Raw genomic sequence first — 24,628 nt, forward strand, 5'->3', positions numbered from 1 at the left:
GAGGATAATTATGAAAAAGTTGAAATTTTTAAGTATTATACTAACAACAGTTTTTACTGTAAGTATTTTTACAGGTTGTGGTTCAAAAAATAATTCTAAATCCAATGAACCTATAACATTAAATATAATTGATGTTTCTGGTTCAATGCAATTAGTTGGAGATTCCATTGATCAATTTAAAGCTGCAAATCCGGACTTAATAAGTGATATAAAAATTACTAAAGCAACTTCTCTAGAAGTTCCATCTTTGCTAAAAGCTCAAATTCTATCAGAGAATGTACAAACTGGTTTAGTTTTTACAGGAATTGATGGTATGTCTACATGTATTAAAAAAGATGTTATAGAAAATATTATGCCTCAGTATAGCAGCAGCTTTCCTGACTTAGAAAATAATTATACAGCTGGTGCTAAAGCAACATATAACTTAGTAAAAGGTTACGGTATTACATATGTTTACTCTCCTAGTGGACCACTTTTTACATATAATCCGGACACAGTTAAAAACGTTCCCAAATCATCAAGCGACCTTGTAGAGTTTGCAAAAGCAAATCCTGGGAAATTTACCTACGCTAGACCAGCTAATTCAGGTCCCGGAAGAACGTTTCTTTTAGGATTACCGTACATTCTTGGAGATAAAAATCCAAAGGATCCAAAAACATGGGATAAAACATGGGCTTATCTTAAAGAACTTGATCAATACATTGATTACTATCCAGGAAAAACTGGTCCTACTTTTTCAGAATTAAATTTAGGTAAAAGGTGGATTGTCTCAAGTCAACTAGGATGGGATATAAATCAAAGAATTACTGGAGGTATTCCTCAAAACTATCAAGGTTTTATGTTAGATAATACTACTTTAGTTGCAGATGCCCAATATATGGCTATGCCAAAAGGACTTAATGATAGACAAAAAGAAGTTGTTTTAAAATTAATGGAATGGCTTATGACTCCAAAAATGCAAGCTAAAACATATGATAGTGGTTATTTCTATCCAGGTCCTTCAGTTAAGGATGTTCCACTTGATGCAGCTCCTAAAGAGAGCCAAGATAAAATTAAACCTGCTATAAGGCAATCATATGATGACGCTATTAAGTCTCTCCCAACTACAACACAATTAGATACAGATACATTCATGGAAGCATTAAATATGTGGGATCAGTTGTTTGGAGCAAAAGTAAAAAGATAGATAAAAAAATCGCAGGCGAATATGGTTTATTTTTTATTCTTTTAAAATATTAAACCTAGTTGATTAGTCCGTTTTAAAAGTTATCCACAGATTGTCCAACAATATAATTTCCTAAAGAATAAAAAAATACTTCATCGTGTAACACACGATGAAGTATTTTTTATCTATTTATTATATATTACATTATCGCAAATAATATACCAAATGCTATAGCTATAAAATACATTGGAACAGGAATATCTTTTGATTTACCTGTAAATAATTTTATTAATACATAAGAGATAAATCCAAATGCTAAACCATCTGTAATTGAATATGTTAAAAGTGTTAATACTAATGTTAAGAATACTGGTAATCCTTCTGTAAAATCTGAAAAATCAACCTTAGCTATTGGTTCCATCATTACTGCTCCAAGAACTATTAAAACTGGTCCAGTAGCAAATCCTGGTATAGCAGTTAATACTGGTGAGAAAAATAATGATAAGAAGAATAATCCAGCTATTGTAAGACCTGCAAGTCCAGTTCTTCCACCTTCAGCAATACCTGAAGCTGATTCTACGAATGCTACTGGTGTAGAAGTTCCTAAACATGCACCAACTACTGATCCAACAGCATCAGCTGTTAAAACTTTATCTGCATTTAAAACATTACCATTTTCATCTAAATATCCAGCCTTTGAAGCTAATCCAATTAAAGTTCCTATACTATCAAATACATCTATAAACAACATAGAAAGAATAGCTGGAATTATTCCAATAACCATAGCACTCTTAAAATCAAATTGCATAAAGATCGGAGCAACTGATGGAGGCATAGATACTATTTGACTTGGTAATTGAGCAACACCAAATGCTGCACCAAGTGCATATACAACAATCATTCCGATAATAAATGAACCTCTAATATTTTTATAATAAAGTATTGCTATTATAACTACTCCTAAGCAAGCTAAAAGAACTGAAGGATCTTTCAAATTTCCAATTGTAGTTAATGTTGCTTCACTACCAACAATAACTTTAGCATCTTGGAAGCCGATAAATGTTATAAAGAAACCAATACCAATACTTATTGCATGTTTTAGTGTTTGAGGAACACTATCTATAATAACTTGTCTAATCTTAAATACATTAAGTAATAAGAATATAACACCTTCTATTAATGAAGCTGCTAAAGCTGTTTGCCACGAAAACTTCATTCCTAAACATATTGTAAATGTAAAAAGTGCATTTAATCCCATACCTGGTGCCATACCAAAAGGATAATTAGCCATTAATGCCATAATTACAGTACCTATAACAGAAGCTAATGCTGTTGCTGTAAATACAGCTGATTTATCCATTCCTGTTTGACTTAAAATACTTGGATTTACAACTAGTATGTATGCCATAGTTAAAAATGTAGTTAATCCTGCTAACATTTCTGTTTTTACATTTGTTTTGTTTTTTGACAAATGAAATATTCTTTCAAGTATGCCATTTTCTGCCGTGTTTACCATTTTGTTTGATACATTATCCAATCTAAATTCCTCCTATATTTCGAGTTACACCAATACACGGGTACTCTAAAATAAAAATAATATCTTAGTTAGTATCTTCACTAACTGAATAAAATATAAAAGAATAATAACAAGAATTTATAAATATTTACTCAAGAAAAACTGAAACCCCTTTGTTATTTACAAAGGGGTTTATAAGCAAAATACCTATAAACACCCATAGTCAGACAATTTACGGTAGTCCGGTAGAGACACTTAGACCTTATTACTAAGCATATACGGGTAAAATTTTCAAAAATTACATTTGATCTGATCACTTATTATATCTCAGATTTTACAAATAGAGAAATATAATAAATCATTCGTGTAATAGACAGCTCTCTCTTTACATACATAATCCTACAACAAATTTATTCATAAATCAATAGCAATTTTAATTTTTTCTGTATTTTTTTTAATTTTAAAGCTTAAATGTTCGTCTTTTTGAAATGTAAACGTAATTCTAGATTGGGCTATTTTCATTAATTTATTAAATTGTATAATTTTTCAATTTCATTTGTAATTATACAATCAGGTTTTACTCTAATAACCATTTTCATATGTTCTTCTTCATTTACGGTATATGGATTTACCATTATTCCTGCTTCTTTAATTTCTCTCATATATTCTTCTATTAATATACTTGGGAAACAAGGATGATAGCATTGTACCTTAATATCTTTTAAATATTTTGAAACATTGGCAAGAGTTGAATCTGTCAATGCTCCTAGTTTTATTTTATCATCTAAGCTTCTAATTTTAACTAAACTCAAATGATTAAAACTTGAAATAATAATTTTTTCTTTTAAATTATATTGCTCAATCATTTCTAAAACTTTTTCTTCAAGACCTTGATAAGGGAATATGCTATTTTTCAATTCTAAATTCAATACTTTTAAATTTGATTTTGCCACAAGTTCTAAAAGCTCTTTTAAAGTCGGTATTTCCTCACCGTTCTTAGTTTTAAACATCTTGAGTTCAGCCAAAGTATAATCTTTAACATACCCTATTCCATTTGTTGTTCTTTCTAAGGTTTCATCATGTATTATGACTGGTATATTATCTTGAGATAGCTGGACATCCGTCTCTATACCATCGGCCTTATATTCAATGGCTTTTTCAAATGCAAGCATTGTATTCTCATCAAATTTTCCACTATATCCTCTATGAGCTATGTTTAAAATTTTCAAATTGCACACCTTCCTTTATAAGTAAGAAACCAAATCTTGGATTTGGTTTCTCAAACTTAGTTAAATTGCAAATGCAATTTAACCTACTTTATATTTATTTATTAGCTTTATTATATTTTTCTATTGCTGAATTTATTGATTTTTCACTAGCATCTATAGCCTCTTCTGGAGAAGCTTTGCCTTGAAGCATTGCTTCAATATTAGTTTCAATTGTTTGTCTTGCTTCTGGGAACACACCAAGTAATGCACCCCTAGACTCAGCTGGTGATACATGTAATTGATCAATAGCTGTTTTAAATTGTGGAGTTTTTGCTAAATGGTCTTTCATTTCTTGTAAATCATAAGCTTTAGTAGTTACAGGGAAATAACCTGTTTGTTCATTCCAATAAACTTGTTGTTCTGGTGCCACCATAAATTTAATAAATTCAAAAGCTGCTTTTTGTTTTTCTTGATCATCCTTATTTAAAATCCATAAAGATGCTCCCCCAATTGATACTCCACCTTTGTCATCTTTATTGATTTTTGGTAAAAATGCTGTTCCAACTTCAAATTTTCCTTTAACACCATCTAATACGCTACTTAAACTTGCTGTTGAATCAATAAACATTGCTGTTTTTCCAGCCATAAAAGCTTGTTGTGTATCTGCTGGTTTTCTTCCAAAGTTACCAAGTAACCCTTGATCATAAAGACTCTTCCAGGCATTTAGTATTTTTACTCCACCGCCATTATTTTTAAAATCTACACTTGTAGCACTAGAATCTCTGCCATTTCCATTATTTACATATGGCTTTAATTGTTCAGCTAGGAATTGTTCAAAGAGCCATCCATAAATAGCCATTGAGTAACCATATTGAGAAACATTTCCGCCATCTTTCTTAGTTAACTTTTCTGAATATGTTTTTATTTCATCAAAATTTGCTGGAGCTTTTTCTGGATCTAACCCTGCTTCTTTGAATGCATTTTTATTATAATACAAAATAGGAGTTGATGAATTAAACGGCATTGAATTTAATTTATTATCTACAGTATAATACGCTAAAAGGTTCGGTTCAAGTGATGAAATATCATATTTATCATCATCTATAAATTTTTGCATAGGAGTTGACAATTTCGAATCTATCATCCACCTAGTCCCCAAGTCATAAAGCTGCATTATATCTGGATAGCTGCTTTTATCTTTTGAACTTTTTATTTTATTTATAGCATCATCATATTCACCTTGATATTGCGCTTTAACTACAATGTTACTTTTATTCTCCTTATTGAATTTATCCACTAATGAATTTATAGCATCGCCACCTTTACCACCCATAGAGTGCCAAAAGACAATTTCTTTTTTCCCATCTGCTTTTGCGTCTGTTGTTTTACTGCTACCAGTTGCTCCACAACCTGCTAATACTGAAATGCACATGCAGGCAGTAACCATTAATGATAAAATCTTCTTTTTCATAACTAAACCTCACATTCTTTTTTATTCTACATTTATTACGACTTTTATTTGATGTATATATTGCAACTATCAATGCATAATGTTCAATGATAAATAATTGAACGTTGATAATTGATAATTTTCGTTTTAACCTTTTACAGCTCCTGAAGTAATTCCTTCTACCAATTGTTTTTGACCTATTATAAAAATCACTATTGAAGGCAAAATAATCATTATAACTCCTGCAAAAACCACTCCTATATTTTGACTTTCTGCAAATTGAAGCATACTAATCCCTATTTGAACAGTTCTCATTTCTGGTGCATTTGTTACAAGCAATGGCCACATATATTGATTCCAGGTATTTAAAAAGGTATAAACTCCAAGTGAAGCAATTACAGGTTTAGACATAGGAAGTAATACCCTTATAAAAAATCTCAAATTACTACAACCATCTATAGTTGATGCTTCCTTCAATTCTTTAGGGACTGTCAAATAAAATTGTCTTATTAAAAATATGCCCATGGCAGAAACCAAAAATGGCACTATTAGCCCAGAATAGCTATCTGTCCAACCAAGCTTGGCTATTGTCAAATAATTAGCTATTATGGTTGACTCACTTGGAATCATTAAAGTAGACAAGCTCAAAATAAATAATAAGTTCTTCCCTTTAAAATCAAAATAAGAAAAAGCATATGCTGCTAAACATGAAGTAATTATTTGTCCTATCGTAACCATTAGTGAAACGAAGACACTATTAAATATAAAGCCCAAAATTGGTACTGTTTCAATTACCTGTCTATAGTTATCTAAATTAATACCAGAAGGCAGCAATTTAGGAGGATACGAAAAAATTTCATCAGAGCTCATTAAACTTATATTAAAACCATAAAGTATTGGAGCTATAATAATAATTCCAATTATGATGTTTAATATTAATAATACGTATTTTCTTGCTTTATTCTCCATTATGAATAATAAACTCCTTTCTTTTCAAACTTTAACTGAATTAAGGTTATAATAAGTATTATAAAAAATAATACTATTGATTCTGCACATGCAGTTTCAAACCTATTATTGAAAAATGCTTCCCTATAAATCTCATGAACTATTACATTAGTTGAGTTAGCTGGTCCACCTAAAGTTAATAGTTTAATTTGTCCAAAGGCTTGAAAAGAATTAATCATATTTATAAATACAACAAAAAACAATGTTGGAGAAATAAGTGGTATTGTTAATCTAAAAAACTTCCTTCCCATTTTAGCCCCATCAATTTGTGCACTTTCATTCATTTCCTTTGGAATATTTTTAAGCCCTGTAAGGATAAATATAAAATTCAAACCTATATTTAGCCATATGGTAACAAGCGCTACTGAAAATAGTGCAATTTTCTCATCAGTTAACCAACCTATTTGTGCTTTTAATAAATAATTCAATAGCCCTATTGACGGATGATATAAAAGCATCCAAATTATAGCTGCAGCTGCAGATGAAACTGCCATTGGCATTGCAAACATTACTTCATAAAGCCTGCTGCCTTTAAGTTTATTGTTAGCAAGCATAGCTAATGCTAGGCCAATTAATATTGCTGGTACAGCTGTCATAACAACAAACTTTAAAGTTACTCCAATGCTTCCAATAAAGTCTGGTGATAAGAACAATTCTTTATAATTATCTAACCCAACAAATTCAACTGCTTCTCCATTAGCATTAGTTATATTGAAACTTAAGAAAATAGTCTTTATAAATGGAAAAAACATAAATATGCAAAACCCTAATAGGCAAGGAATTAAATATAAATAAGGCTCTATCTTTCTAAGCAAGCTTTTCATTATAATTCCTCCTGCTCAATTCTCATTTCACTATCTTTGTCAAAGAAATGTGCTTTTTTAAAATCAAATCTGACTTTTAAATAATCTCCTTCTTTTCCTCTAAATACTCCGTTAACCCTACAAATTATATTGTTATCCTTAAGCTTTAAATGAATATAAGTTTCTGATCCAAGAATTTCAACAAATTCTATTTCACCCATTACTACATCAGCTTTAATTCTTTCATGATTTTCCATATTTGTTTCTTTTTCTTCTATATTAATACCCTCATCAATTTCTCTCTTACCCTCTTGAATAACCTTAATATCTTCTGCTCTCAACCCAATTATTACTTCACTTCTAATACATTTTTCTTCAAGTATTGCCTTAAGTTTCTTATTTTTGATGCTATGTTTCAAAAATTCATTTTCTATGAATACATCATTGTCAATTCTATCAACTCTCACATTTATGAAATTCATTTGAGGTGAACCAATAAAACTAGCTACAAATTTGTTACTTGGTTTTTCATATATAGTTATAGGATCTGCAACCTGCTGAATTTCACCTTTATTCATAACAACAATTGTACTTCCCATAGTCATGGCTTCTGTCTGGTCATGCGTTACATAAATGAAAGTTGTTTTAAGCCTTTGATGAAGTTTAATTATTTCACTTCTCATAGATACTCTTAGTTTGGCATCCAAATTTGACAATGGCTCATCCATCAAAAACACCTTAGGTTTCCTTACAATTGCTCGTCCAAGTGCAACTCTCTGTCTCTGTCCACCAGATAACTCCTTTGGTTTTCTATTTAGCAAATCCTCAATTTCAAGTATTTTAGCTGTTTCTCGTATTTTCTTTTCAATTTCTAGCTTATTAATCTTTTTTATTCTGAGAGCAAATGCCATATTCTCATATACTGAAAAGTGTGGATATAATGCATAATTTTGAAATACCATAGCTATATCCCTATCTACTGGTTCTACTTTATTCACTAACCTTTCATCGATATATAATTCCCCTGAGGATATCTCTTCAAGGCCTGCAATCATTCTTAGCGTTGTGGACTTTCCACATCCAGACGGACCAACTAAAACCACAAATTCCCCATCCTCAATGTTTAAGTTAATATCATTTGCTGCTTTAAAATCATTTGTATATCTCTTGTTCAGATGTTTTAGTATAACTTTTGCCATTAATTTACCTGCTTTCCAAACTAAATATAAGATCTTACATCATTATCTTTACCCATATAAATATACTAGTTAAATATTAAATCAACATTTGCTTTGGGTTAATTTATGTTAATTGGAAGTTAAATACTGACTTGTTAAAAAATTATTTTTTAATCTAAAGTAATGAACGCTCTTTCAGTAATTCTTATAATTCAACGTCAGTCATTGATAATTAAAGTATTTATATATTATTTCGATAAAAACTTATAGCAAACTTTATGAAATGAAAGGATTTGAGTATATGGATATTGCAGCTATGTCAATGAATTTGAGTCAAACTTCTGTTCAAGATGCCGCTTCTGTTTCAATACTAAAGATGGCAATGAGCAATTCAAGTGAGACTGCTACTCAAATGACTGAAATGATGGATAATATGGCTATTGATACTACAAGAGGATCAGTCATAGACGCAAGAGCATAAGACAAAGGACTTGGTATTATTCAAAATACCAAGTCCTTTGTTTATTTTTAATATTTTATAAGTGTGCTCTTACTTTATTTGTTATATTTTCCTTTGGCATAAAGCCTGTTAGATTTTCTACTGGAACTCCATCTTTAAAGATAATCATAGTTGGAACAGCTGATATTCCATATTTTTGTGCTATTCTGCCGCCTTCATCAATATCCAGCTTAAAAAATTTAGCCTTATCACCCATTTCATTACTGACTCCTTCAAAAACTGGCGCTAACATCTTACATGGTCCACACCAGTTTGCAAAGAAATCCACAACAACGACTCCTTCAGTATTTTCAACATTTTCAAAAAATTCGTTACTATCAATTATTTTTGCCATCTCTAATCACTCCTAGCAATTAAAATTCAAATGTGTATATTTCAATAATATTCCAAATTCATTTCATTTTCTGTGACTTAATCACTTTAAATCTTTAATTAATCTCCTTTAAATTTAAAATTACATACTTCTTATTATATTCTTATAATTATCAATTGTAGATAAATTATTTTCTTTTTGTTCCCACATATGAACCCATTCCACCAGCAACATTAACTACCTTGAACCCTTGGCTTAAAAGTGTATTGCAAGTTCTTGCGCTTCTTCCACCAGATTGACACATTATGTAATATTCCTTGTCTTTATTTAAATATTTTTCTGGTTCATTTAAAAGTTCACCCATTGGAATGTTTTTTGCACTTGCTATGCTTCCTCCCGAATATTCATATTTTTCTCTTATATCTATTAATTCAACCTTACCAATCAAATCTTCCATATCATTTACATTTATTACTTTTCCTTGATTTTTATTAAATAATCCAAACATATAGTATTCCTCCTCAAAATCATCTTAATTCTTTTCTAATAATTCAGTTAAATCTCTAAGTATAGAGATTTTTCCTCTCTCAAGTTTTATATATCCTAATTTCTCTATATTTTTAAGTTTTCTACTAACAACTTCACGAACAGAGTCAATTTCAAAAGCCAATTCATTATGAGTTCCATAAATTATATTACTTTTTTTGCTCATGAGTAATTTTATCAATCTTGTTTCTAAGGATTCGTGAATCATTTCCTCTTTATTTCCTATTACAGTATTAAATTTATAATACAAATCTCTATACATGTATAATAAAAACTCTTTATCTTCAATTAGGTACTTTCTAACAACGTCGAATGGAATTATGCAAACTTTAGAGTCTTGAATTGCTTTACCTGTAATATTTAAAGATTCAAAATTTGCCAAACAACTTAATGCCTCATGGCAAAATTCTCCTTGTTTTATATTATAAAGATTGGTTTCTTCTCCATCTTCATTAATCTTTTGTATCTTAACAGTTCCTTTTATCACAAATAAAATTCCATTGCAGGCTTCATCTGCTCCAGCTACAAACTCGTCAGAATATACAGTTTTGAAAACTGCAAGCTCATTAATTATCTGGTTGTTACTCTCATTTACTTTCTTTAGTACCGGATATACCTCATATAAGGCATTTAAATCCTTTATCCGGTTTTTCATAGTATTTTCTTTATTTACCATCCATACCCCTCCATGATTATATTATATAATAATTTTCTAAAGATATATGTGACTTAATCACATAAATCTAATTATTAAGATTATTAAACATAAAAAGGGCTCCAACCTCTAACTAGTTAGCACCCATAAAATAGCCTTATTTTAATTCAACTCATTTAGAAAAAATCATCTTTAATGACATTAAAATCATTAGTACTCCAAAAGATTTTTTTAATATTGACATAGGAATATAATGCGCTATTCTAGCGCCAAACATTGAGCCTATAACTAAGAATATACAAATTAAAATTCCTGCCTTCAAATCCACTTGACCTTGTTTATAATAGTAAATAAACGCTGCAATTCCAACTGGTGGAAGCATTATAGCCAGAGAAGTTCCCTGAGCTTTTAATTGGCTAAAACCACATAAGTAAACTAATGCTGGCACAATAACTATACCTCCACCAATTCCAAACATTCCACTTAATATTCCTGCCAATAATCCTACTCCTATAAATATAGCTACATCCATACAATTATTCCTTCTTTCCAATTAATTTGAATATATTGTAATTATCAATGTTCTATTATCAATTGTCAATTAGGGTATTATATTCAAATAAGGAAATTTTAAGTTAACTAATTTCTTTTTAGAATAAATAGAATTATTCTATTTAAAAGCATATAATACTTAAATCAATAATTTCATGTGATAATATGAGATACGTTTTAGATATTAAAAAATGCGAATTTTTAGGAAAAGGTAAGGAAGGTGCTGTTTATTTAACACCTGAAGGATATGCTTTAAAAGTTTTTAATAGCAAGAAGAAAGCAGAAAGTGAAGTTTCCATTTTAGAAAAAGTCAATGGAAGTAGATTCTTTCCAAAAGTTCTGTTTATTGCTAACAATATGGTAGTAAGAGACTATGTTGAAGGAGCTAATTTATATGAATATATTAATTTCAACGGATTATCCTATAAACTCTCCATTGAAATCGCAGATCTTATAGAAGAGTTCAAGGTTCTGAATTTTAAAAGACTTGATATTAGAAATGCACATATATTTGTTAATAAAAATGAAAAAATACAAGTAATAGATCCAAGAAAAGTTTATGAAAAAAATACACCATACCCAAAAGAAATAATAAAAGTATTAATTAAACTTAACGTTTTTGATGTTTTTTTAAGATATCTTTTAGACTATAGACCAGAACTTATAAGTTATTGGATTAATGGATATAAATATTTTAAATATATGTCCAAAAAGACCTTTGTAATTAACATGAATGTTTCTTAGCTTTGTTCATTATTAAATATCATACTTGTATCTGAAATAGTGATAGTGGTAAATTTATAGATATCCAATTTAAGAGTTTAACTTATAAATGGAATATGTATACACTCTTGAGAATTTAAAATTACAACTCTACACTAGAAATATGATACATTTTTTCTGGAGCAGGCATGTGAAATTGAGCTGTTGAAGGTTGTTAATGTGGGCTTGTTTCATTTACAGCTTGTCTAGATTTTATATCTGGAACACGCTGAAATGACGACAAGCCCACATTTAGAACCTTCCAGCGAAAATTTCACTAGTCCTGCGGAAGATAAATGTATCATATTCGGTAATTGTTGCATAAATCTAATTCTTTGTTTGGCTATCTATATTATAATTTAGTATGAAATCAATTCCATATTTTGTTGACTATACTTACTATACATAATATAATTACATTAATTATACTAAAACATATTTTTAGCTTAATTTATAACTTTAGGAGGTATTTATGTTTAAGTTATTTAATAAAAAGCAAATATCCGATTTAATTTTACTTGCCCCAGCTGATGGCGCAGCAATTGATTTATCTAAAGTTCCAGACCCAGTTTTTGCACAAAAAATGGCAGGAGACGGAATTGCTATTGATATAACTGGTGATACAATTGTAGCTCCAGCTGATGGTACAGTATCAATGATTTTCAAAACAAAGCATGCTTTTGCACTATCACTTGACAATGGCATTGAACTTCTAATACATATAGGAATAGACACTGTTTCCTTAAAAGGTGACGGATTCGAACAACTTGTTGAAGAAGGAACTTCTGTAAAAGCTGGAACTCCTATAATTAAAATAGATAGAGATTTCATTTTAAAAGAAGGTTTTTCACTGATTTCTCCTGTTTTAATTACGAATCCTGATATTGTGTCTGAAATTGTTCCAATGGTAGATAAAAACGTAATAGCTGCAAAGGACGAAGTTGCTATTTGCAAATTTCCACAAGTTTAAAAAGTGATCTGTTAAAGGCAAATATATTGTTTTAGCAGAGCTATTAAAATTTTGCTTTAACTATATTCCACTACAATCATAAATATTTTTGAAAATGAGCTGTTAAGAATTTATTATTTAAATTTTCTTAACAGCTCATTTTCAAATACTTTCTACTGAAGAATAATTATAGTTTCATTATATGTACATTACTAAACTTTAATATTTCTCTTCCTTTTTACATAAACTATAAGTCCTATTCCTAATATCATACCTGCAATGCTTACTAGTTGAGCAACTCTTAGACTTCCTAACATTAGGCTGTCTGTTCTAAGCCCCTCAATAAATACTCTACCTAATGAATAGAGAGTTATGTAACTTCCTATTACGATTCCATTCTCCTCATTATTTTTCTTATACAGGATTATCAACAATATAATGCACACTAAAATATTCCATATAGATTCATATAAGAATGTTGGATGATAATAGATCCCCCCAATATTCATTCCCTTTTGAATAAAAGCTGGGAAATGGCTAATAAATTCGTAAGAAACCTCACCACCATGTGCTTCTCCATTCATAAAATTTCCCCATCTTCCAATTGCTTGAGCTAAAATGATAGCTGGTGCTACTATATCTAAATACTTTAACAACTCTATTTTCTTTATCTTTGAAAATATGTAAACAGCTATGAATGCACCAATCAATCCTCCATGAATGGCCAAGCCACCTTTTCTTATATTAAATACATCAATTAAATTATTCTTATAATTTTCAAATTCAAAGATTACATAATATGCCCTAGCTCCAACAATTGCAGTTGGAAATGCTATAAAAAAAGCATCTAAAATAACATCAAAATCTAAATTTTTCTTCCTACAATTATATCCAGTCAATATAATTGCTGCAATTACTCCAAAAGCTATTAATATTCCATACCATCTAACTTCAAAACTTCCTATTTGAAATGCTACTGGATTCATTTAAACATCGCCTCTCTTCTTTAGCATATATCATTTTATTTTATAACAATACTCTTACTTTCCAGTAGTAAGAATTATTATCTTTTATTATATATTAATTTATATATTATTCAATGTTTATGAAATAAATAAAGCAAACAAAAAAATTTTGTGCATTTATTGATTTTCAATATTACCTGCACAAAATATTCTTGCTTTAATATATTATTTTAATTATTAGCTAAAAAATTTATATCTTCCTTAATATTACTTTCTAAGCTTCTATTTTCGATATTGATGTATTTACAGTTACTCCTTCAAGCTCTTCAAGTTCTTTTGTAAAATTACATATATCATCATATTCACCAACAAGCGCAATAGAAATAATTGATAATTCATCAGTAAATGGTATCCCCATTCTTCCTTTTATACTTCCTCTAAATGATGCTACCACATCATTATATTTATCTTGTATATCTTTTGGATGTTCTAATATTGTGCTAACTACTCCTATTTTAGACATTTCAATTCCTCCATTATATATTATGTAAAAATAAAACCTTTTGAAATATATGAAGATTTTATTTCATATTAATATATATTGTGTACTAATTTTCACATCTTATTCTTTAGAAAGTGGCTGCATTATTATGATTTCTAAAGCTTCCCTTAATCTAACTTATTTTTATACAATTTATTATTTTCTCTAGAAATTACTCCCTTTGAATAAGATTGAACTAATTCCCCTTTATACTTTATGGATTTATTAGTTGTTAATTCTGCTAAACTTTTCTTAGCTTTATTATTAACATATACTTTACCAGAATAATCTACTATAATATCTTCCTTTTCAGTTGGTTCTGGCAGTTTAAATTCATTCCACTTTCTATTTTTATCAGATAGTACAGTATAATAAATCTTTTCAATCTTATCTCCTGAAGCTTCTCCAAAATATACATTGTCATTAACATCTGCCCCTAATATTTTAGGAGTTTTAACATTTGGTATTAATAAATTTCCTTTTGTATTTAATACAGATAAATTATTTCCTTCTTCAACTACAGCATTAGCATTTGTAGTAGGAACGACTATATCAGTTATATTTCTGTCACTCTTAACCTTTTTCATTTCACTCATTATATTTGCATAGTATAAATCACATTTTTCAGAACTCTTTTTAACTTCAATATATAAGCTATGAGTTAAATTTGAAAATGCAACATTATTTACTTCATCTTTTGAACTGTTGAGTTTAATTTTTACTATATTCCGGTCAAAATTTGCGATATCTGATGTTTCTCCTTTTTTAGCATCAAAAGATATAGGTTCCAAATAATATGCACCTTTTTCTTTTACCTTTTGTATTACAAGAACTTTATTCTCACCATTTAACCATTTATAAAATACAATTTCATTGCCACTATCAGTATCACATTGCTTTTCTTTATCATCACTACCATCTAATACTTTAAGTTTTCCACCCTCAACATAGGCCACATATCTCCCATCTGAAGATACTTTAATCTCATCTATTCCATTTTTTATATTAATTTCTGTTTTCTTATCTGCTGGATTTTCTTGTTCTTCAACTTTTTCAACTTTAAAATTTGAATCTGAAGCTAAATATATTTTGTCAATAAATAAAAACATAAATTGCTGCACTACAAAAGCAATAGCAAACCAAGCCAATTTTCTCTTAATATTTCTCATTAATTATGTCTCCTTTACTGCTCTACATAAAATGCTGTGGCAACAGTTCTTTCTCCATCCCAAGCATTAGGGGAATTAATAACATTTCCTTTATAATACATAGTTGAGGAATATCCACCATCAAGGGCTCCAGCATTTACAGCCCCTTGTTTCATCATAATTTCTTGAACATCGTATAAGCTTGCTCCAGGCGTTGTTATCTTTCTACCATCTATAACCAAGAAAATTATAGTTCCATCTGCCTTTTGGCCAACAGCTGTCCTAGGATTGTACCCTTCTGTTGCCTTGTCTTTCACTTGCCTTACGCCATTAATAATAATATTAGGTTTTCTAAAACACATTGCTTCTTTAACTTTATATTTTTTTAATTCTGATATTGAATGATCCCCAACAATTAATTCTCCACCTTCTGTAAAGGCAACAACATTTTCCACTGCCTTTTCATTTATATTCGCAGTTGGGTAGACAACTTTTCCGTCAGATATAACAAATCCACCTGGTTCGGCACCTGTTCCTGCATACGTAGTTCCATCAGAGGATTGATCAATAAAAGACCCACCATTAATTGCAGCAACCGCATTGTGGTCTTCTGCCATTTCACTTGTCTTTTGCCCTCTTTTCTTTAAATATCTTGTCATGGCAACCTTCACTTTTAATGGATTCTTTATTTCTAAAACATAAGCCTCATATCTCTTATCGGATATATGGTATTCAGTTATTTCATTTCCAATCTTGTATTTTACATTTATCTTTTTCATATCTTGAAAAACTTCTTGACTATTATTTGCTTCATCTCTTCCAAGAAGCTTATCTAACAATGTTTTTGGTATTAGATCTTCTACCAAATATGCATGTCTTGTTGCTAGAACAGTTTCTAGAACTGCTTTTCTCGTATCTTCATATGGTCCAAAAAAGAACACTAGAGGTGTAGTAATTATAAAAAAAAGAAGTGCATCTCTTATACCTCTCAAAAGAATTCTTGGATTTGACTGTCTCTTCTTTTTCTTTCTTCTATTAACTTGGGATTTATTTACCGATCTATTTACAGACCTATGGTTAACCTTCCTATCCATATAATCCTCCGATATTTTTATTAATATTATAATTATTTCCTATTATAAAAGAAATAATCCATATATTGGTTTTATATCAATTAAAATATAGTTTCAAAAATAAAATTAATATATATGTTTTAAAAAGAATTGTTCAAAACTTAAATATTTCCAAAGGAAATCAACGTCGAACATTGATAATTATAGATATCAAATTTAATAATCAAACTTATAAATGGAATATACATGCATCATTGAGAAATTATAATCCTAACACTACACTAGAAATTAGATACATTTTTCTGGAAGCAGGCATGTGAAATTGAGCTGATGACGGTTATTAATGGGGGCTTGTTTCATTTACAGCTTGTCTAAAAGTGAATGTCCAAATTTTATATTTGGAAACATGAACTTTCTCCTTGGGGATTTTACATCTGGAACACGCTGAAATGGCTACAAGCCGCCATTTAGAACCTTCCAGCGAAAATTTCACTAGTCCTGTGGAAGATAAATGTATCTGATTTCGGTAAGTTTTGCATAAGTCTAATTCTCGCTTTAGATATCTTTAGAATATATATAAATTATACTTATAAAAACAATAATATGGCATAAATATATTTTTAATATGCCATATTATTGTAACATATACATTTTAACTTTGTGAAATTAAACTAAATTTTTGAGCCATACTCTTTGATTATATCTTCTCAATCCTAATATAAATTTATATACTTCCTCAAAGGTAACCATTGCATATACAAAATATATTGGAAGACCAAAAAACATTCCTCCAAGATAAGCAAACGGAATTCCAACAAGCCATACACCTGTAATATCTAACAGTAAGGCTGCCTTAGTATCTCCCCCACTTCTAAGTATACCTACTATATTTACCCAGTTAAATACTTTAAATGGCAAATAACAAGAGAAAACCAATAGACATTTCCTTATATCCATCCCAACTCCTTCAGTCACATTAAATAAAGTAATTATTGGAGTTCTAATACCTAAACAAGTTGCAGCCATTATTAAAGCAGCTATAAATTGAAGTATAATAAAATATTTTGCATGTACTTTTGCTTCCTCAAGTTTATTGGCTCCTAATTCATTTCCTAAAATAACTGCTGTAGCAGCACTAATTCCTTGGAAAATAACCGTTATAATTTGTTCAACAGTTTGGGTTATAGTAATTGCAGCTACTGCCCCATCTCCCATTCTTCCATAGACTAAAGAATACATTGTAACACCTAAGCCCCACATAAATTCATTTAAAATAACTGGAGATACTGTAACAAAAAATAATTTTACAAATTTGTTATCAAAAGATATAAGTTCTTTAAGCTTTGCGGCAGCAGGTCCTTTTTGAATATATACTATTGATAAAATTAAAGTACACTCAATTGTTCTAGCTATCAAAGTTGCTATGGCTTCACCACGAACCCCAAAGGCTGGAACTCCAAAGTGCCCAAATATTAATGTATAGTTTAATATCACCTTTATTACAATAGAAAACAATGTAACAAATACTGGAGCCTTTACTTGATTAACACCTCTTAAAAGTGCCACATAAACATTTGTTACTGCTGTTAAAGGATAACTTATAGCAGCTATTGATAAGTAGGTTGCCCCTATTTTTATAGTTTCTGTACTTGGAGTAAAAATGCTCATTACAATTTCAGGACATAACAAACTTGGAATTACGAAAAAAATAGCACCAATCAGTCCCATTACCAAAGACATTCCTAACACTTTTCTTATGTTTTTAATATCTTTTTTACCAAAATATTGGGCAGTCAAAATAGATGAACCACTTACAATACCAAACAATAGTAAAGTAAAAACAAAAAATACTTTGTTTGCAAGTCCAACTGCAGCAATAGATGTTTGCCCTAAACTGCCGATCATTACATTATCAACAAGATTCAAACTTGTATTTAATAAAGCCTGCAATGTTATTGGTGTAGTTATAGCAATTACTTTACGCAAAAATTTTTTATCTTGTCCCATGTTATTTAAAGTTTTAATAATTGTCATAATTTTAGTACCTCATCATTCTTTGATCAATTGTTGATTTTCAATTATCAATGGTCAATTTGAATCCATAGTTAATAATGACCAATTTACTATTGTCCTCATCATTGATCATTGTTAATACACCTTATTCTATTTTACTTACTAAAATTTATTGTGTCTACAAATAATTATACTATATCATTTATAAATTCAATCTGATATAATTATCTAATGTTTGAATGAAAAATATAAATTGGCAATACCTTGAAAAATATATGATTTTGTGATATTTTTCAAATATGATTGATTATTTTATTTTTTTCCAAAAACATAAAATCAAGAAAGAGGTGCTTAACCATAAAAACAAATTATAAAACTCAAGAAAACAAATATAATACTAAAGGTAATCTAACTGAAATTACAGTTTTAAAGAAAGACGGCAGCGAATTAATTTGCAAAATAGATACATTTGACACTGAAAAAGTTCAAAAGGCTGGAACTTGGTTTGCTGAATGGCATAAGGATTTTAATAACTATCTTGTTCAAACATTAACTACTTCTAAAGTTAATGGTAAAACAGTATCTACTAAGGTAACTATACAATCCGTAATCTTAGATGTTAACCCTAAAGTTCCAATTAAACACTTAAATGGAAATACTTTAGACAACAGAAAAGAAAATCTAGAATTATACAATAGAAATTCTAAAAATGATTGTACAAAAATAGATCATTACACTATGGGAATAATATTAAGAGACAAATTTGGAAATCATAAAGACACTGCTTTAATTTCAATGGATGATGTAGATCAAGTAATAAAAGACGGTTACAATTGGGTTACATATAAAAAGGGCTCTGAAATAATGGTTGTAGCAAATACTCCAGAAGGCAGAATTCGTTTAGATGAACTAATCATGTCACCTGATGAAACAATGAAAGTACATCACATTAATTTAAATCCATTAGATAATAGAAGATCTAATTTAGAAAACCAACCACTTTAATTTTATAATTAATAATTATAAATAAAAATACTTATTTTACATAAAATGTTAAATAAGTATTTTTATTTATATTAATTAGGTGTAAACTATTAAAGTAAGAGATTTTATGACTAATATGAGGTGATTAACTTGACTAAATTAGAAATATTGTTTGGCGATATAACAAAAATTAAATTTGATGCCATTGTAAATGCAGCAAATGCTTCCTTGCTTGGTGGTGGAGGTGTTGATGGTGCAATTCACAAAGCCTGTGGTGATAAATTATTAGAGGAATGTCGTCATTTAAATGGATGCATGACAGGTAAGGCAAAACTAACTAAATCCTATAACTTATTTGATTCAGGTGTATATTGGATAATTCATACTGTTGGTCCAATTTATAGGAATAATGGCACAGAAGAAAAATATCTAAGAAACGCTTATCACTCTTCCCTTCTGCTAGCAGCTAACTATGTAGAAGTCTACTCTAAGCAATGCAATGAATTTCTAAATCAAAACCTTTATAAATTAGGTGGTAAACAAAAAGACTTTTTTCTTAAGGAGCTCAATGATTATATTGAAGAACATCCAATTAAAACTATTGCTTTTCCATCAATAAGTACTGGGGCATACTCTTACCCTTTAGAAGATGCATGTAATATAGCCTTAGATGAAATTTTAACCTTTATTCAAAACTCACCAGATACTTTCGAAAAAATTGCAATGGTTTGTTTTGAAGAAAAGACTTATAATACTTATAAAACTTTATATGAAAACAGATTAGAAAAATCAGAACACAACATCTAATATATATGTTCTAATTAACATTACTAAATTATAAATTAGTTACGAAAGCAACACATTAAAAGGTTTATGTATCCAAATATTAAAGCATAGGTTTAAGTTAAAACCTATGCTTATTAATTCTTTGTAATAACGAAACTTTCTTTACGTTAGCTATTATTTTTCTCACTTCTATATTCATTAAATTCCTCAATAAAATTAGGATTATCATAAAAAAAATTCACTAAATCCCCTATTCCATATAATACATTACTGCAAATTGTATGTTCTATCTTTTCTGTCTCCTCCAATAATCCATCTTCTACATTTAATAATTTTAAGAACTTTTCAATTAAATTATGACGTTGTAATAAATATTCCCCTAGTTTTAATCCATCATTTTTAAGAATAATTACTCCATACTTTTCATATTTAATCAAATTTACTTCTGCTAATTTCTTAATCATTCTCGTAACTGATGGTGGTTGTACATTTAATGCTGTTGCCAGATCATTAACACGAATAAATCCTGTTTTACTTGAAAGTCTATATATCATTTCCATGTAATCCTCTGCTGAAGGAGATAGGATATTCTGATTTTTTCTCATATATTCTCTAAATGTAAAAAATTCATTTTCTATCATTTTTCTGATACCCTTCATTTATTATTTATTACTTTAATTATATTGCTAATACTTACAAAATATATTTACTATTCTAATAAATATACATCAATTAATATTCTCATAAAAGAACTTATAAAAATTTGATAAGTTCTTATAGTTTATAATGTCACATTATTGAATCTATTATCATAACTTGTATTAAAGTTAGTTTATAGAAACATTCTTAGGCGATTAAAAATAATTTACTTTTATGAAACTTTAATAAGATCTTTTAATGGAGGCGATAAAATGATAAATCTTAATAATATATCAGTAGGGAAATTTGTTAAAGTTAATGAACTGTCAGCATCAGGAATGCTAAGAGAAAGAATGTTGGCACTTGGTCTCACAAGAGGTGCAAAGATTGAGGTTATAAGAAAAGGTCCTTCTGGAGATCCAACAGTTTATAATATACGCGGTGCTATGATAGCACTTAGAAACGAAGAAGCATCTTTAATATCTGTTGATGAATAATTAATATTAATCATTCATTTTTAATATATAAGTTCTAATTAATTAACTTTAGTAATATTCTAACTTATGTGAGAAGTAATAGGTAATAGTTCCGGTTAAAATAGCTTTAGATCTTTTTAATAAATCTAATTTAGGATAAAACAATAGTTTTTCTCCAAAATTATTGCCTCTTCACTCTTATTTCTAACTTAAATACAACTTCTAGATTATTGAGCAATATTTCTTAGATTTTATGTAATATATTTTAGGAGGTAATAATGGGGCTAACATATGAATCAACCAAAAATAATGCCATGACAGATATATTTAAGATTGAAAAAAAAGATGGACAATTCATTATTGCTCTTGCTGGCAACCCAAATACAGGTAAAAGCACAGTATTCAACTCATTAACAGGGCTGCATCAACATACTGGAAATTGGCCAGGTAAAACAGTAGTCAATGCACGCGGTGAATTTACTTATAAAAACAGAGAAAATATATTAGTTGATCTTCCTGGTACTTATTCATTATTTGCCTCCTCTGTAGAAGAGGAGGTAGCAAGAGATTTCATTTGTTTTGGTAATTCAGATGCTGTAATAGTTGTTACAGATGCAACTTGTCTCGAAAGAAATTTAAATCTTGTTTATCAAGTTATGGAATTAACTGATAATGTTATATTATGCATAAATCTTATTGATGAAGCAAAAAAGAAAAACATAGTTATAGACGGTAAAGGTATAGAAAAAGAGCTTGGTATTCCTACAGTTTTATGTGCAGCTAGAAGTGGCCAAGGAATAAATGAACTGAAAGAAAAGGTATATGAAATAACTACTGAAGAAATCAAGTCAAAACCTAAAACTGTAATATACAATGATTATATAGAAGAGAAAATAAAATCCCTTCAACCTATTATTGAAAAAAGCATAGTCGGAATAAATTCTAGATGGTTGGCCTTAAGAATCATAGATGGTGATAAAAAGTTAATGGATTCTATTTTTAACAATGTAGATAAAAAATTATTAGAAGAAATCCTTGAAAAAACTGAGTCCCATGAAAACTATGATAAGAAGAGAAACCTACGAGATGATATTTCAGAACAGATTTATATAAAAGCTGAAGAAGTTAGAGATAAATATGTTAAAGAAGATAAAGCAAAAATTAATAGAGATAGAGTTATAGATAATTATATTACTTCCAAAATATTTGGAATTCCATTAATGCTTCTGGTTTTAGCATTAGTCTTTTGGATTACAATTACTGGGGCTAACATACCTTCTGACATAATTGCTAATGTTCTTTTCAAATTTGAGGATACGCTTACTTTATGGTTTACCAGCATCAATGCACCAAGCTGGCTTCATGGAATTCTTATTCTTGGACTATATAGAACCTTAGCATGGGTAATCTCTGTAATGCTCCCTCCTATGGCTATATTTTTCCCTATCTTCACAATCCTAGAAGACTTAGGCTATTTACCTAGAGTAGCTTTTAACCTTGATCACTTATTTAAAAAAGCTTGCGCACATGGTAAGCAGTGCTTGACTATGTGCATGGGGTTTGGTTGTAATGCTGCTGGAATAATTTCCTGCAGAATAATCGAATCTCCTAGAGAAAGGCTTATAGCCATATTAACCAATAACTTCGTCCCTTGTAATGGAAGATTCCCAACCCTAATAGCCATTGCTACAGTTTTCCTCGTTTCTCAGAGTGAAAGTAAAGTAAGTTTCCTCCCTACTTTGACTATAACAGGACTGGTTGTTATAGGGATAGGTATAACTTTATTAGTATCTTATGGTTTATCAAAAACAATTTTAAAAGGAGTCCCATCAACTTTTACTTTAGAACTCCCTCCTTATAGGGTTCCTAAGATTGGACGTGTCTTATATACTTCTATAATTGACCGAACTGTTTTTGTTCTCTGGAGGGCCGCAGTTGTAGCTGCACCAGCAGGTGCATTAACTTGGATACTTGCTAATGTATATATAGGTGATTTAAGTATTACTAATCATATAGCTGCTTTCCTCAATCCTTTTGCACAGCTTATAGGTTTAGATGGCTTTATCTTAATGGCTTTTATATTAGGACTTCCAGCAAATGAGATTGTGCTTCCAATACTGATTATGAGTTATCTTTCAACTGGCTCTATGATTGAATTCGATAGTATAGATTCTCTAAGACAGATATTATTATCTCATCATTGGACTTATCTTACAGCTTTAAACACTATGTTATTTAGTTTATTACACTGGCCATGTGCCACAACGCTTTTAACTATAAAAAAAGAAACTGGAAGTTTAAAATGGACAGGACTCGCAGTACTTATTCCTACTTGTATTGCCATTTGCGTATGTTTTATTACCAGCACTTTATTCCATCTTTTCAACTAACTCTATATAACAGCTAAAAAGGTTAGAAACAACGATATTTCTAACCTTTTTTCATTTCATTTATACTTAAATATGCTTGTCTATTATATTTTCAGGTATTTTTCCTTCTAAGGATAAATAATAGCTATCTATAGGTGCTAGATTTTCATCTAATTCATATACTAAAGGTGTACCTGTAGGTATATTTAAATTAGCTATTCCATCACTAGAAATATTATCTAGATATTTTACTAGAGCTCTTAGAGTGTTTCCATGAGCTGCTATTATAATTTTTTTACCTTCTTTTAATTTTGGAGCTATATTTTCATTCCATTCCTCTAAAACTCTTTTTTCTGTATCTGCTAAATTTTCTGTTAATGGAATTTCACCTTCTTTTAAATCTTTATATCTCAAATCATGTCCACCATATCTTGGATCATCTTTTGTTAATTCTGGTGGTCTTACATTTACAAATCTTCTCCACTTATGAACTTGTTCTTCTCCATATTTTTCTGCAGTTTCTGCCTTATTTAAGCCTTGGAGTGCTCCATAATGTCTTTCGTTAAGCTTCCAAGATTTATTTACTGGTATCCACATTAAATCCATCTCATGCAATATTATATCTAATGTCCTTATTGCTCTTTTTAAAACAGAAGTATAGGCTATATCAAAAGCAAATCCATTTTTTTTAAGTATTTCCCCAGCCAATCTTGCTTCCTTAAGTCCATTTTCAGATAAATCCACATCAGTCCAGCCAGTAAATTTATTTTCTAAATTCCAAATACTTTCCCCATGTCTTATCAATACTAATTTAATCATATATATATCAATCCTCTCTTAATATCAATCATTTAAATTTTTATTTCTTAATAATTATTATCTTTTAATATATTATACTACTTTATATTGGACATGTATACTTATTTGAAAATTATTATCAATAACTTATTAATAAAAGCTACAATTATAAATCCTACGACAAAAAAACACCTATATTCACTCTATAGAT

Annotated in this window: 25 protein-coding genes and 1 riboswitch; of the genes, 8 read left to right on the top strand and 17 right to left on the bottom strand. The window is 29.4% G+C overall.

Going from position 1 to position 24,628, the window contains the following annotated elements; genetic code table 11:
* Positions 1 to 10 precede the first annotated feature (10 nt).
* Positions 11 to 1,186, top strand: coding sequence for an ABC transporter substrate-binding protein (locus tag CSPA_RS20585; protein WP_015394305.1), 1,176 nt, complete (start codon positions 11 to 13; stop codon positions 1,184 to 1,186).
* 178 nt (positions 1,187 to 1,364) lie between these two features.
* On the opposite strand, the gene CSPA_RS20590 is transcribed toward CSPA_RS20585, so the two are convergent.
* From CSPA_RS20590 to CSPA_RS20615, 6 genes are all read right to left on the bottom strand, one after another.
* On the bottom strand, positions 1,365 to 2,702 hold the full coding sequence (locus CSPA_RS20590; RefSeq protein WP_015394306.1) for an NCS2 family permease: 1,338 nt from the start codon (positions 2,700 to 2,702) through the stop codon (positions 1,365 to 1,367).
* A 179-nt stretch (positions 2,703 to 2,881) separates the two neighbouring features.
* Positions 2,882 to 2,983, bottom strand: a riboswitch (purine riboswitch).
* Between the two features lie 219 nt (positions 2,984 to 3,202).
* Positions 3,203 to 3,910 (bottom strand): glycerophosphodiester phosphodiesterase, encoded by a 708-nt coding sequence (locus CSPA_RS20595; RefSeq protein WP_015394308.1) that lies wholly within the window; start codon positions 3,908 to 3,910, stop codon positions 3,203 to 3,205.
* Positions 3,911 to 4,004: 94 nt separating this feature from the next.
* The gene (locus tag CSPA_RS20600) at positions 4,005 to 5,360 is read right to left on the bottom strand and encodes an ABC transporter substrate-binding protein (RefSeq protein ID WP_015394309.1); all 1,356 of its coding nucleotides are present in this window, start codon (positions 5,358 to 5,360) and stop codon (positions 4,005 to 4,007) included.
* Positions 5,361 to 5,486: 126 nt separating this feature from the next.
* Positions 5,487 to 6,308 (bottom strand): carbohydrate ABC transporter permease, encoded by an 822-nt coding sequence (locus CSPA_RS20605; protein WP_015394310.1) that lies wholly within the window; start codon positions 6,306 to 6,308, stop codon positions 5,487 to 5,489.
* On the bottom strand, positions 6,308 to 7,171 hold the full coding sequence (locus tag CSPA_RS20610; RefSeq protein WP_015394311.1) for a carbohydrate ABC transporter permease: 864 nt from the start codon (positions 7,169 to 7,171) through the stop codon (positions 6,308 to 6,310). Before CSPA_RS20610 ends, CSPA_RS20605 begins: the two co-directional genes overlap by 1 nt.
* Positions 7,171 to 8,349 (bottom strand): ABC transporter ATP-binding protein, encoded by a 1,179-nt coding sequence (locus tag CSPA_RS20615; RefSeq protein ID WP_015394312.1) that lies wholly within the window; start codon positions 8,347 to 8,349, stop codon positions 7,171 to 7,173. The genes CSPA_RS20610 and CSPA_RS20615 overlap by 1 nt, the downstream gene beginning before the upstream one ends.
* Positions 8,350 to 8,611: 262 nt before the next feature.
* Here CSPA_RS20615 and CSPA_RS20620 point away from each other — a divergent pair, with 262 nt between their 5' ends.
* Positions 8,612 to 8,809, top strand: a complete 198-nt coding sequence (locus CSPA_RS20620) for a YjfB family protein (protein WP_241393376.1) — start codon at positions 8,612 to 8,614, stop codon at positions 8,807 to 8,809.
* 55 nt (positions 8,810 to 8,864) lie between these two features.
* On the opposite strand, the gene trxA is transcribed toward CSPA_RS20620, so the two are convergent.
* The 4 genes from trxA to CSPA_RS20640 form a co-directional block, all read right to left on the bottom strand.
* On the bottom strand, positions 8,865 to 9,182 hold the full coding sequence (gene trxA / locus CSPA_RS20625; RefSeq protein WP_015394314.1) for a thioredoxin: 318 nt from the start codon (positions 9,180 to 9,182) through the stop codon (positions 8,865 to 8,867).
* Between the two features lie 166 nt (positions 9,183 to 9,348).
* On the bottom strand, positions 9,349 to 9,669 hold the full coding sequence (locus CSPA_RS20630; protein ID WP_015394315.1) for a rhodanese-like domain-containing protein: 321 nt from the start codon (positions 9,667 to 9,669) through the stop codon (positions 9,349 to 9,351).
* Between the two features lie 24 nt (positions 9,670 to 9,693).
* A complete protein-coding gene (locus CSPA_RS20635; RefSeq protein WP_015394316.1) occupies positions 9,694 to 10,383 on the bottom strand; it encodes a Crp/Fnr family transcriptional regulator in 690 nt (229 codons plus the stop codon).
* Between the two features lie 151 nt (positions 10,384 to 10,534).
* On the bottom strand, positions 10,535 to 10,894 hold the full coding sequence (locus CSPA_RS20640; protein ID WP_015394317.1) for a sulfite exporter TauE/SafE family protein: 360 nt from the start codon (positions 10,892 to 10,894) through the stop codon (positions 10,535 to 10,537).
* A gap of 185 nt (positions 10,895 to 11,079) precedes the next feature.
* On the opposite strand from CSPA_RS20640, the gene CSPA_RS20645 reads away from it, so the two are divergent.
* Both CSPA_RS20645 and CSPA_RS20650 read left to right on the top strand, forming a co-directional pair.
* Positions 11,080 to 11,658: a serine/threonine protein kinase gene (locus tag CSPA_RS20645; RefSeq protein WP_015394318.1), complete on the top strand. Its 579-nt coding sequence runs from the start codon at positions 11,080 to 11,082 to the stop codon at positions 11,656 to 11,658.
* A gap of 490 nt (positions 11,659 to 12,148) precedes the next feature.
* The gene (locus tag CSPA_RS20650; protein WP_015394319.1) at positions 12,149 to 12,646 is read left to right on the top strand and encodes a PTS sugar transporter subunit IIA; all 498 of its coding nucleotides are present in this window, start codon (positions 12,149 to 12,151) and stop codon (positions 12,644 to 12,646) included.
* A 191-nt stretch (positions 12,647 to 12,837) separates the two neighbouring features.
* On the opposite strand, the gene lgt is transcribed toward CSPA_RS20650, so the two are convergent.
* The 5 genes from lgt to CSPA_RS20675 form a co-directional block, all read right to left on the bottom strand.
* The gene (lgt, locus tag CSPA_RS20655; RefSeq protein WP_015394320.1) at positions 12,838 to 13,611 is read right to left on the bottom strand and encodes a prolipoprotein diacylglyceryl transferase; all 774 of its coding nucleotides are present in this window, start codon (positions 13,609 to 13,611) and stop codon (positions 12,838 to 12,840) included.
* Between the two features lie 253 nt (positions 13,612 to 13,864).
* The gene (locus CSPA_RS20660; protein WP_015394321.1) at positions 13,865 to 14,113 is read right to left on the bottom strand and encodes a TM1266 family iron-only hydrogenase system putative regulator; all 249 of its coding nucleotides are present in this window, start codon (positions 14,111 to 14,113) and stop codon (positions 13,865 to 13,867) included.
* 146 nt (positions 14,114 to 14,259) lie between these two features.
* Complete coding sequence (locus CSPA_RS20665) at positions 14,260 to 15,300, bottom strand: hypothetical protein (RefSeq protein ID WP_015394322.1); 1,041 nt, start codon at positions 15,298 to 15,300, stop codon at positions 14,260 to 14,262.
* Between the two features lie 14 nt (positions 15,301 to 15,314).
* On the bottom strand, positions 15,315 to 16,373 hold the full coding sequence (locus CSPA_RS20670) for a phosphodiester glycosidase family protein (RefSeq protein ID WP_015394323.1): 1,059 nt from the start codon (positions 16,371 to 16,373) through the stop codon (positions 15,315 to 15,317).
* 645 nt (positions 16,374 to 17,018) lie between these two features.
* On the bottom strand, positions 17,019 to 18,386 hold the full coding sequence (locus CSPA_RS20675; protein WP_015394324.1) for an MATE family efflux transporter: 1,368 nt from the start codon (positions 18,384 to 18,386) through the stop codon (positions 17,019 to 17,021).
* Positions 18,387 to 18,722: 336 nt separating this feature from the next.
* Here CSPA_RS20675 and CSPA_RS20680 point away from each other — a divergent pair, with 336 nt between their 5' ends.
* Positions 18,723 to 19,370, top strand: a complete 648-nt coding sequence (locus tag CSPA_RS20680) for a hypothetical protein (protein WP_026106347.1) — start codon at positions 18,723 to 18,725, stop codon at positions 19,368 to 19,370.
* Between the two features lie 129 nt (positions 19,371 to 19,499).
* Positions 19,500 to 20,156, top strand: a complete 657-nt coding sequence (locus CSPA_RS20685; protein WP_015394326.1) for a macro domain-containing protein — start codon at positions 19,500 to 19,502, stop codon at positions 20,154 to 20,156.
* 146 nt (positions 20,157 to 20,302) lie between these two features.
* Here the strand turns inward: CSPA_RS20685 and CSPA_RS20690 are convergent, their stop codons facing one another.
* Positions 20,303 to 20,776: an iron dependent repressor, metal binding and dimerization domain protein gene (locus CSPA_RS20690; RefSeq protein WP_015394327.1), complete on the bottom strand. Its 474-nt coding sequence runs from the start codon at positions 20,774 to 20,776 to the stop codon at positions 20,303 to 20,305.
* Positions 20,777 to 21,046: 270 nt separating this feature from the next.
* Here CSPA_RS20690 and CSPA_RS20695 point away from each other — a divergent pair, with 270 nt between their 5' ends.
* The gene (locus CSPA_RS20695) at positions 21,047 to 21,271 is read left to right on the top strand and encodes a FeoA family protein (RefSeq protein WP_015394328.1); all 225 of its coding nucleotides are present in this window, start codon (positions 21,047 to 21,049) and stop codon (positions 21,269 to 21,271) included.
* Between the two features lie 257 nt (positions 21,272 to 21,528).
* Positions 21,529 to 23,640 carry a ferrous iron transport protein B gene (gene feoB, locus CSPA_RS20700; RefSeq protein ID WP_015394329.1) on the top strand — a complete coding sequence of 704 codons (2,112 nt, stop codon included), beginning with the start codon at positions 21,529 to 21,531 and terminating at the stop codon, positions 23,638 to 23,640.
* 66 nt (positions 23,641 to 23,706) lie between these two features.
* Here the strand turns inward: feoB and gpmA are convergent, their stop codons facing one another.
* The gene (gene gpmA / locus CSPA_RS20705; protein WP_015394330.1) at positions 23,707 to 24,438 is read right to left on the bottom strand and encodes a 2,3-diphosphoglycerate-dependent phosphoglycerate mutase; all 732 of its coding nucleotides are present in this window, start codon (positions 24,436 to 24,438) and stop codon (positions 23,707 to 23,709) included.
* Positions 24,439 to 24,628: the final 190 nt, after the last annotated feature.

It is taken from the genome of Clostridium saccharoperbutylacetonicum N1-4(HMT) (assembly GCF_000340885.1).
Classification (GTDB): Bacteria; Bacillota; Clostridia; order Clostridiales; family Clostridiaceae; genus Clostridium; species Clostridium saccharoperbutylacetonicum.

Coding starts and splice junctions, on each gene's coding strand:
- CSPA_RS20585 (WP_015394305.1), top strand. CDS start 11: ATGAAAAAGTTGAAATTTTTAAGTATTATACTAACAACAGTTTTTACT.
- CSPA_RS20600 (WP_015394309.1), bottom strand. CDS start 5,360: ATGAAAAAGAAGATTTTATCATTAATGGTTACTGCCTGCATGTGCATT.
- CSPA_RS20605 (WP_015394310.1), bottom strand. CDS start 6,308: ATGGAGAATAAAGCAAGAAAATACGTATTATTAATATTAAACATCATA.
- CSPA_RS20610 (WP_015394311.1), bottom strand. CDS start 7,171: ATGAAAAGCTTGCTTAGAAAGATAGAGCCTTATTTATATTTAATTCCT.
- CSPA_RS20615 (WP_015394312.1), bottom strand. CDS start 8,349: ATGGCAAAAGTTATACTAAAACATCTGAACAAGAGATATACAAATGAT.
- CSPA_RS20620 (WP_241393376.1), top strand. CDS start 8,612: ATGAAAGGATTTGAGTATATGGATATTGCAGCTATGTCAATGAATTTG.
- trxA (WP_015394314.1), bottom strand. CDS start 9,182: ATGGCAAAAATAATTGATAGTAACGAATTTTTTGAAAATGTTGAAAAT.
- CSPA_RS20630 (WP_015394315.1), bottom strand. CDS start 9,669: ATGTTTGGATTATTTAATAAAAATCAAGGAAAAGTAATAAATGTAAAT.
- CSPA_RS20635 (WP_015394316.1), bottom strand. CDS start 10,383: ATGGTAAATAAAGAAAATACTATGAAAAACCGGATAAAGGATTTAAAT.
- CSPA_RS20640 (WP_015394317.1), bottom strand. CDS start 10,894: ATGGATGTAGCTATATTTATAGGAGTAGGATTATTGGCAGGAATATTA.
- CSPA_RS20645 (WP_015394318.1), top strand. CDS start 11,080: ATGAGATACGTTTTAGATATTAAAAAATGCGAATTTTTAGGAAAAGGT.
- CSPA_RS20650 (WP_015394319.1), top strand. CDS start 12,149: ATGTTTAAGTTATTTAATAAAAAGCAAATATCCGATTTAATTTTACTT.
- lgt (WP_015394320.1), bottom strand. CDS start 13,611: ATGAATCCAGTAGCATTTCAAATAGGAAGTTTTGAAGTTAGATGGTAT.
- CSPA_RS20660 (WP_015394321.1), bottom strand. CDS start 14,113: ATGTCTAAAATAGGAGTAGTTAGCACAATATTAGAACATCCAAAAGAT.
- CSPA_RS20665 (WP_015394322.1), bottom strand. CDS start 15,300: ATGAGAAATATTAAGAGAAAATTGGCTTGGTTTGCTATTGCTTTTGTA.
- CSPA_RS20670 (WP_015394323.1), bottom strand. CDS start 16,373: ATGGATAGGAAGGTTAACCATAGGTCTGTAAATAGATCGGTAAATAAA.
- CSPA_RS20675 (WP_015394324.1), bottom strand. CDS start 18,386: ATGACAATTATTAAAACTTTAAATAACATGGGACAAGATAAAAAATTT.
- CSPA_RS20690 (WP_015394327.1), bottom strand. CDS start 20,776: ATGATAGAAAATGAATTTTTTACATTTAGAGAATATATGAGAAAAAAT.
- CSPA_RS20695 (WP_015394328.1), top strand. CDS start 21,047: ATGATAAATCTTAATAATATATCAGTAGGGAAATTTGTTAAAGTTAAT.
- feoB (WP_015394329.1), top strand. CDS start 21,529: ATGGGGCTAACATATGAATCAACCAAAAATAATGCCATGACAGATATA.
- gpmA (WP_015394330.1), bottom strand. CDS start 24,438: ATGATTAAATTAGTATTGATAAGACATGGGGAAAGTATTTGGAATTTA.